The 7,462-nt window shown below is 64.0% G+C and carries 6 protein-coding genes and 1 tRNA gene; 2 read left to right on the top strand and 5 right to left on the bottom strand.

Going from position 1 to position 7,462, the window contains the following annotated elements; genetic code table 11:
* Nucleotides 1-3: 3 nt before the first annotated feature.
* The 5 genes from metG to AC1DVM_RS10620 form a co-directional block, all read right to left on the bottom strand.
* Nucleotides 4-1,551 carry a methionine--tRNA ligase gene (gene metG, locus AC1DVM_RS10600; protein ID WP_477254342.1) on the bottom strand — a complete coding sequence of 516 codons (1,548 nt, stop codon included), beginning with the start codon at nucleotides 1,549-1,551 and terminating at the stop codon, nucleotides 4-6.
* 41 nt (nucleotides 1,552-1,592) lie between these two features.
* A complete protein-coding gene (locus AC1DVM_RS10605) occupies nucleotides 1,593-2,654 on the bottom strand; it encodes a DNA polymerase III subunit delta' (RefSeq protein ID WP_477254344.1) in 1,062 nt (353 codons plus the stop codon).
* Nucleotides 2,644-3,318 (bottom strand): dTMP kinase, encoded by a 675-nt coding sequence (tmk, locus tag AC1DVM_RS10610; RefSeq protein ID WP_477254345.1) that lies wholly within the window; start codon nucleotides 3,316-3,318, stop codon nucleotides 2,644-2,646. The genes AC1DVM_RS10605 and tmk overlap by 11 nt, the downstream gene beginning before the upstream one ends.
* Nucleotides 3,318-4,496, bottom strand: coding sequence for a D-alanyl-D-alanine carboxypeptidase family protein (locus AC1DVM_RS10615; RefSeq protein WP_477254350.1), 1,179 nt, complete (start codon nucleotides 4,494-4,496; stop codon nucleotides 3,318-3,320). Before AC1DVM_RS10615 ends, tmk begins: the two co-directional genes overlap by 1 nt.
* 202 nt (nucleotides 4,497-4,698) lie before the next feature.
* Entirely contained in the window at nucleotides 4,699-5,697 is a 999-nt protein-coding gene (locus AC1DVM_RS10620) for a septal ring lytic transglycosylase RlpA family protein (RefSeq protein ID WP_477254347.1), read from the bottom strand.
* 573 nt (nucleotides 5,698-6,270) lie between these two features.
* Between AC1DVM_RS10620 and AC1DVM_RS10625 the strand changes: the two genes are divergently transcribed.
* Nucleotides 6,271-6,360, top strand: a tRNA-Ser gene (locus tag AC1DVM_RS10625).
* A gap of 689 nt (nucleotides 6,361-7,049) precedes the next feature.
* A partial coding sequence (locus AC1DVM_RS10630; protein ID WP_477254348.1) for an alcohol dehydrogenase catalytic domain-containing protein occupies nucleotides 7,050-7,462 on the top strand: 413 nt, incomplete at its 3' end.

A 7,462-nucleotide genomic window follows, 5' to 3' on the forward strand; every position in this document is an offset into this window, starting at 1 on the left:
GCGTCAGGCCTCCGCCTCGATGTAACGCGGGAAGATGGGCTCAGGTTGCGGAAGTCCTTTGCCGGCCACCAGCCTGTGGGTCGGCCCGACGTGAGAAAGCTGCCGCTCTTCCGGGGCCACCGCCAGAAGATCCAGGAGCTTACCTGCGGCCTGGGGCACGAAGGGCTGGGCCAGAATGCCGACGGCGCGGAGGATTTCGGCCGTCACGTAGAGAACGGTCGCCATCCGCTCAGGATCGCTCTTGCGAAGCTTCCAAGGCTCCTGCGAGGCGAAATAGCGGTTGGCTTCCGCCACCACGGCCCAGATTTCGGCAAGTGTCGTATGGAGCGCGTAATCGCCCATCGCCGCCCTCGCCTTCGCCGGCAGAGCGTCGGCAAGCCAGAGCATATCCTGATCGGCCTGGGCGAACGGGCCGGGCGAAGGCACTGCCGCGTCGCAATTCTTGGCGATCATCGACAGCGAGCGCTGGGCCAGATTGCCGAGGTCGTTCGCCAGATCGGCGTTGATGCGGTTGACGATGGCCTCGTGCGAATAGTTGCCGTCCTGGCCGAACGGCACCTCGCGCATGAAGAAGTAGCGCAGCTGGTCGACGCCGTAGGTATCGGCCAGCGAGAAGGGGTCGATCACGTTGCCGACCGATTTCGACATCTTCTCGCCGCGGTTGAACAGAAAGCCATGGCCGAAGACCCGCTTCGGCAACGGGAGATTTGCGGACATGAGGAAGGCCGGCCAATAGACCGTGTGGAAGCGCACGATGTCCTTGCCGATGATGTGCACGTCCGCCGGCCAATAGGCCCAGCGATCGGTGCTCTCGTCCGGGAAGCCGCAGCCGGTGATGTAGTTGGCAAGCGCGTCGACCCACACATACATGACGTGCTTCGGGTCGCCCGGAACGGGAAGGCCCCAATCGAAGGTGGTGCGGCTGATCGAGAGATCCTGCAGGCCGCCGCGCACGAAACTGACGATCTCGTTGCGGCGCGTCGCCGGGCTGACGAAATCGGGATGGTCGGCGTAATGCTGGAGCAGGCGGTCTTGATAGGCGGAAAGGCGGAAGAAATAGCTCTCCTCCTCGATCCACTCGACGGGTGTGCCGCTCGGCGCACGCCAGCTCCCGTCGGGCTGTTTCGTCAGCTCGGCCTCGTCGTAATAGGCTTCGTCGCGGACCGAGTACCAGCCGGAATATTTGGAGAGATAGATATCTCCCCGCTCCTCCATCCGGCGCCAGAGCTCCTGCGTGGAGGCGACGTGATCGGCATCGGTGGTTCGGATGAAACGATCATAGGTCGCGCCCATCCGGTCGGCCATGGCCTTGAATTTCGCAGCCATTTCGTCGACGAGGGCCTTCGGCGTGGTTCCGCCGCGGTCCGCCGTCTGCTGGATCTTGAGCCCGTGCTCGTCCGTCCCCGTGAGAAAGAACACGTCGTATCCGTCGATGCGCTTGAAACGCGCCACCGCGTCGGACGCGATGATTTCATAGGCGTGCCCGATATGAGGGGCACCGTTCGGGTAGGAAATGGCCGTCGTGAGGTAGAATTTCTGTTTGTCGGCCATGGGGCAACCTTGGTCAGTTCCTGAAGCGGTGGCGGCGATCGTCACGCCGTTTTGCGCACCGCCTCCGCAAGATCGTCGAACATGCCGAGAACGAGCGGGCGGCGGTCGAGATTGTAGATGTCGATCTCGCGCGCGTGCCGGGCGATCTTCTCACATACCTCCACAAGGGGCGCAAGGCGCGCGGCGCCAAGCGCCGCCGTCTCGTGAAGCCGCGCCGACACCCATCTGTCGATGGTCTCGAGGGCCAGTTCGTAGCTCGCATCGGCGTCGCGCCTCGCGAGCGTTTCACCGAGCGCCAGAATGGCCTTGGGGTCCGTACGCGGCAGCTTTTCGAGGATCGCGCCGATCTGCCCCACCAGCGCGACCTTGTCGGCGTCGAGCAATTCAAGCGTGCGCCGGACCGACCCCTCGCCGAGCTTGCGGGCTTCGGCGAGAAGATCCGGCGACACCTCCGTCCAGGGCCCACCCAGAGACGCGATGGCTGAATTCACATCCGAATCCGCCAGCGGCCGCAGGAGCAATCGCCGCGATCGCGAGCGGATGGTCGGCAGGACCCGCTGGGGGGCATGGCTGACGATGAGAAAGATCGAGCGTGGCGGCGGCTCTTCGATGACCTTCAGGAGCGCATTGGCGCCGGCGGCGGCGAGATCCTCGGCGCAATCAACGATACAGACGCGATAGCCGCCGTCGGCCGAGGTGGAGCCGAACATTTCGATGGTCTTGCGCACGGCATCGACCGGGATGGTCGTGGAGGCCGCCTTCTTGTCCGTTGCCGGCGTGCGGCGCAGCACGGTGAGATTCGGATGGGAGAGCGCCATGACCTGCCGCGCCACCCGGGAATCCGGCGGGCAATCGAGCGTGTCGATGAAGCGATCGTGACTTCTCGTCGGGTCGAGCACGGCCCGCGCGACCCGGTAGGCGAGGGTCGCCTTCCCGATGCCCTGGGGCCCGCCGATCAGCCAGGCGTGGTGAAGCCTGCCCTGGCGCAATCCGTCGAGGAACGCCGCCTCCCCCTCGCGGTGGCCGAAAAAGGCGAATTGTTCGCGCGGGTGCGGCGCGCCCTCGAAGGCGTCCGGCTCGGTCTCGCTGATTTCACGCGCCATGGTTCGGCCTCATGGCCCTGCCCGCCAGTTTCGGCAGGCGAGCCTCGACCGCCTCCCAGATGGCCGACTCGACCTCGTCGGGTGAACGATCCGCCGCGATCACCACGCAACGCGACGGGTCTGCTCTGGCGATGGAGAGGAAGGTCTCGCGGAGCTTGTTGTGGAATGCGAGGTCTTCCTCCTCGAACCGGTCGACGCCCTCCCCTTTCGTTTCCCGACGAGCGCCTGCCCTCTTGAGGCCTTCCTCAGCGGGAAGGTCGAGCACAAGCGTCAGGTCGGGGCGAAGGCCGTTCAGGGCGGCGCGCTCAAGGGCATTGATGAGGGTCGTGTCGACCTCGCCGGATGCCCCCTGATAGGCCCGGGTCGAATCGGCGAAGCGGTCGCACAACACGTGGCTGCCCTCGCGCAACGCCGGGGTGATGGTCTGGTCGATATGGTCGATGCGCGCGGCGGTGAAAAGAAGCGCCTCGGCAAACGGTCCGAGCGGTTTCGCCTTTCCGCCCAGAATGAAAGCCCGGACGTTTTCCGCATAGGGAGAGCCGCCGGGCTCGCGGGTGGCGACGACCGATTTCCCCAAGGCCTCGATGCGAGCCCGAAGCCGCCCGATCTGGGTCGATTTGCCGGTCCCCTCGCCGCCTTCGAATGTGATGAAGTGACCCGCCATCAAATACCGCTGAACGCATCCGAAAGCGCGCGCCTGACCCAGCCCGTGCTCACCTCCAGCAAACCGTCGAACGCGCGCTGCCGCAACGTCCCGACTCCCACATCTTCGCTGGCGTAAAGCGGCATTTCGAGAGCCTTCGTGTCGCCGCGGGTGACTTCGATACGGGCCACCTGGGCACCCTTCTTCACGGGAGCTTTCAGCGGACCCTGATAGACGATGCGCGCCGAGAGCCGCTCACCGTCCCCGCGACGAACGAGTACACGAATCGGCCGGTCCGAGACAAGCGGCAGGGACCTGCGATCTCCGCCAAACACATCCGCATCGCCCACCGGCTGTCCGGCCTCGAACAGCAGATGCGGCTCGAACGAGCGGAACCCCCATTCCAGAAGCTTGCGGGACTCGGCGGCCCGGTCGCGGGCGGTCTTCAGGCCGTTGACGACGACCACGAGACGCTGCCCGTTCTGGACGGCGGAGCCGACGAGCCCGTAGCCGGATTCGTCCACGTTCCCGGTTTTCAGGCCATCGGCGCCGATATCCATGGTGAGCAAGGGATTTCGGTTGAGCTGACGGATCTTGTTCCAGGTGAATTCGCGCTCGGCGAACATCGGATAATAATCCGGGTAGGTTTCGATCACGTGGAGCGCAAGCTTCGCCAGATCGCGGACCGTGACTTTCTGGTCGGGTTCGCTGTAGCCGGTAGCGTTGCGGAACGTGGACTTCGTGAGACCGAGTTCGCGGGCGCGATCGGTCATCCGCCGCGCGAAGTTCTCCTCCGTTCCGGAAATACCCTCGGCGATGGTGATCGCGGCGTCGTTGCCCGACTGCACCACCAGCCCCCGGAGCAGGTCCTCGATCCGGATGGGCGTGTTGACCTTCGCAAACATCGCGGAGCCGCCGGAACCGGCCCCACCCTTCTTCCAGGCATTCACCGAGACGGTGAACTCGTGGTCCATGGTCAGCCTGCCGCTCTTCAGTTCGTTAAAGAGAATCTCGGCGGTCATGATTTTGGCCATGCTGGCGGGCGCCACCAACTCGTCGGGRCTCTTTTCAAAGAGAACCGCGCGCGTATCCGCATCGAGGAGAATCGCGGTCGGCGCGATGGTCTGAAACGCCTGCGCGGACGCTTCGTGCGGCGCACCAAGAACGCCCAGTAAGAGACTGAAAACAAGGTATTTCATGCCGCTCACGCGGGCGGTGATGAGGTGCGTTTTTCCAGCCATGCCGAACTCTTCCCTTGGGAGAGCTGGAATCTGTAGCATGAAGGCGGAAAATCAACGCCAAGCTTCTTTTCGGAAAGCTTAATGGCTGCCCTACAGTGGCCGGGTACACCCCGCCCGCCCCCGCGGGGTCGGGAAAGGAGGCGAGCCGCCAGCTCGCGGATCAGCGCGTCAGGAAACGCGACTGATCGAGAGGCGCGAAGCCGCTGCTCTTCTGAAATCCGGCCTGCGCCTTCTGATTCTCTGCGTAATAGAGGCGGGCGACCACCGGGCGGGGCTGCAGGATATTCGGCGAAACGGAGCTGACGCGCACCGGCGTCACAGCCCCCGGAATGGTTCCGAGATCGAAGGGCCGCTCAGGCGGCAAAGGAACGGAGGCCGGAACCGCCGACGCCATGACGCGCGGTGGCGCATAGGTCTGGATCGGCTCATCCATCTCGAGCGGCTCCGACGCCCGTGAAGCTGTCAGCACCGGCGCCGGACGCGGCGTTGCCTCGGCGAGCATCGTCGGACGGCCGCCGGTGAGCGAGGCGGGCGCGCCATCGGTGCGCAGGCTCGCAAGAAGGATTTGGTCGTCGCTGCCATTGGTGGAGGCGCGGCCGACATACTCGACCTTCACCCGCGCGGTGCCCTGTTGCTTGAAGCCAAGGGCAATGGCGGCGCGCTCCGACACGTCGATGATGCGGTTGCCGTGAAAAGGCCCGCGGTCATTGACGCGAACGATCATGGAGTGACCGTTCTGGGTGTTGGTGACGCGCGCATAGCTGGGCAGCGGCATCGTGGTGTGGGCGGCCGCGACCGAGCCACGGTCGAACACTTCACCATTGGCCGTGCGGCGGCCATGGAAATTCGACCCGTACCAGGAAGCCAGACCCTCGTTCTTGTAGCCGGGATTGACCTGCGGGACATAGGTGCGCCCCGCAACCGTGTAGGCCTTGCCGACCTGCTCACGTCCGCCGCCCTTGGGAACGGGTTCACCGTCGCGAATGACCCGGGGGCTCGCGGCCACGCCATATTTGGGGTCGATGCCGCCCCGAACGTTCGAGGAGCAATTGGCGGCGGTCAGCGCGATTGCGGTGACGCCAACGATGCGAAGGAGAGGAATGGGACGGCGAAAAGTCCCGTCCAATCCGGCTTTCGATTCGGCGCTATCTGACTGCATCCTGCTTTGCATCCCCTCGACCGCAAGGCGTGCGGCCAGTTTCGCAACTCCGGAAAAGCCCCATACGTGGCCCTCCGGCGGCTAAAAGAAGGTGAAATGCCCCCGCTTGTCAATGGCGAAGCTCGGACGGCGCAATTCTCTCTCACCAGCGAGAAACCACTGAAAAATCAACGACGTCGTCGAGATTGCCGATTCCCTGCGCCGCTTTTCGACGGTCGCGGCGGACAGGGGCGGGACACAATTTGCCTTCAATCCAACCGCGCCGAGCCGGCGTGGGAGGCCACACGGGAACCCAGACGAGGCAAGACCTTAAAGGGGTTTTCTGCAACGCCTGGCCGCCAAAAACGGGACTTAGCGGCGAACGAGGCCCGTCTCGTTAACCCTGCGCAACGAATTGGGCGATTGCTGCCCGATATCCCCCGTTTTTCGACGCCATGACGCGTTTGGGTCACATGATGGGGCGTTCCCTGCCCTCCCCCCGTGACGTGGCCATTGCATGTTGACGGGGAACGGCCCACCGCCTTAGACAGCAGGTACGCCATGCTGGGCGCTCGAAAGAGCGATGCGTCAGATGGAAGGGTGGCCGAGTGGTTTAAGGCAGCGGTCTTGAAAACCGCCGTGGGTGCAAGCCCACCGTGGGTTCGAATCCCACCCCTTCCGCCAATATTATAGTTTAAGTATTTGATTACTAATAATTTTTTTATTCGGTAGGTTTTCCGGCCCCAACTTCGGCCCCAACCGGAATCGGGATACGGATTCGGGTCGGGGAAAGTAGCTACCGCCGTGCGGATGCTGCCGAGCACATTGGCGGGCCCGAGCTGAGCGCCATGCGCCGCCAGTGATCTAGGCTGCCAGACTGGAAGTCGCGGCGGTGAGTTGCAGGCCGCCAAGTTGGTCGAGACCGTGGCCAATACCAGTGTGCCTACGCAGACCTGCGAGCGACGTCATAACAGCAGTAGGCCGGATCGTGTCGGTCCCCCGCACTACCAGTCCCCACAGTCTCGAGGACAACCTCGGCGCGGTCGACCTCGCGCTAACGCTACGCGATTTCGACGAGACGGAGCGTGCTGCGGCCGAGATCAGCCTCGCGGGCGCGTTATCCCGAGCCGTTGATGAGAATGACCGGAGTCTGAACACAAGTTTGCGTTCAAGATCGGCACGAAGCCGGCGCCTGCAGAATTTGGTTGCGGTGCCGGATCGTCGGTTTGCCTTTCAGAACATCGATCCAACGAGTGGAAACGACACCATGGCCAGCTTTCGTTACAAGACCTTCGGCTACGCCGCTCTGTCCGCCGGCGCGCGCCTTCAGCCCTTCTCCTTCGAGCGGCGCGCTGCGCGCGAACGACGTCGCGATGGAGATCCTCTACTGTGGCGTCTGCCACTCGGATCTCCACTGGGCGCGCAACGATTGGGGCTGGTCAGCCTATCCGGTCGTCCCGGGCCATGAGATCGTCGGCCGCGTGATCGAGGTCGGCCCGGAGGTCACGCGCTTCAATGCAGGCGATCATGTGGCGGTGGGCTGCATGGTTGATAGCTGTCAGCGCTGCGACCAGTGCCGGAAGGGCGAAGAGCAGCTCTGCCGGGAAGGCAATACGGGCACTTACAGGGGTCTCGACCGCCTCACGCGGGAGATGACGCAGGGCGGCTATTCCAAGCATGTGGTGGTTCGGGAGGAATTCGTCCTGCACGCCAGCACCGAGCAAGAGTTCGACACCGTATTCTCAGCTCTGCCGCAATTGCGAGCGGGCGGAGTCGTGTTCACCTC

Source organism: Microvirga sp. P4_A5, from assembly GCF_056402495.1.

Bases quoted from the DNA above. Each gene is read 5' to 3' on its own strand.
- metG (WP_477254342.1), bottom strand. From the start codon at position 1,551: ATGGCCGACAAACAGAAATTCTACCTCACGACGGCCATTTCCTACCCG.
- AC1DVM_RS10605 (WP_477254344.1), bottom strand. From the start codon at position 2,654: ATGGCGCGTGAAATCAGCGAGACCGAGCCGGACGCCTTCGAGGGCGCG.
- tmk (WP_477254345.1), bottom strand. From the start codon at position 3,318: ATGGCGGGTCACTTCATCACATTCGAAGGCGGCGAGGGGACCGGCAAA.
- AC1DVM_RS10620 (WP_477254347.1), bottom strand. From the start codon at position 5,697: ATGCAGTCAGATAGCGCCGAATCGAAAGCCGGATTGGACGGGACTTTT.